Source organism: Pseudomonas sp. EL_65y_Pfl1_R83 (assembly GCF_963970695.1).
GTDB lineage: Bacteria > Pseudomonadota > Gammaproteobacteria > Pseudomonadales > Pseudomonadaceae > Aquipseudomonas > Aquipseudomonas tritici.
The window spans coordinates 1-468 of record NZ_CAXAQI010000371.1 but is presented as its reverse complement, the minus strand read 5'-3'; the positions used below and the strand labels follow the sequence as shown (position 1 = coordinate 468).

Below are 468 nucleotides of genomic sequence, written 5' to 3'. Positions count from 1 at the left end.
AGCCTCACCAACATGAAGGGTCTCGTCAACGCCGTTTCCGGCAGCGACTTCGACCAGATGACCCGGAACGGAATCGGCTACGGGCCCGAGATCATCGATCTGTGGGGCGGAGTCGAACGCATCCAGCAATATCCGCTGGGAGAGCCGATCGTGCAGTCGCAGGCGGTGCCGCAGGATATCATCGCGAGCAATAGCAACAATCGCGAATGGGCGGTGCCCAAGGGCCTGCTGGACGCGGTCGCGGTCGGTCTCGTGCGCGACCGCACCATGGTCGGCAACGCGATCTTCAGCCAGCACGAATCGGCCGGACCGATTGGCGACGCGCAGCTCGAGGGGCTGCGCCTGCTGGCGCCGCATATCCGCCGCGCCGTGACGATCAGCAATCTGTTCGACCTCAAGGCGGTGGAGACGACGACCTTCGCGGCTACCGTGGAAGCGTTGACCGCCGGCGTCGTGCTGGCGGACGAG

The 468-nt window shown here is 65.4% G+C and carries 1 protein-coding gene; it reads left to right on the top strand.

Going from position 1 to position 468, the window contains the following annotated elements; all coding sequences use genetic code 11:
• The coding region (locus AACY08_RS29355; RefSeq protein WP_339472590.1) for a hypothetical protein at window positions 1-468 on the top strand (468 nt) is incomplete at both ends.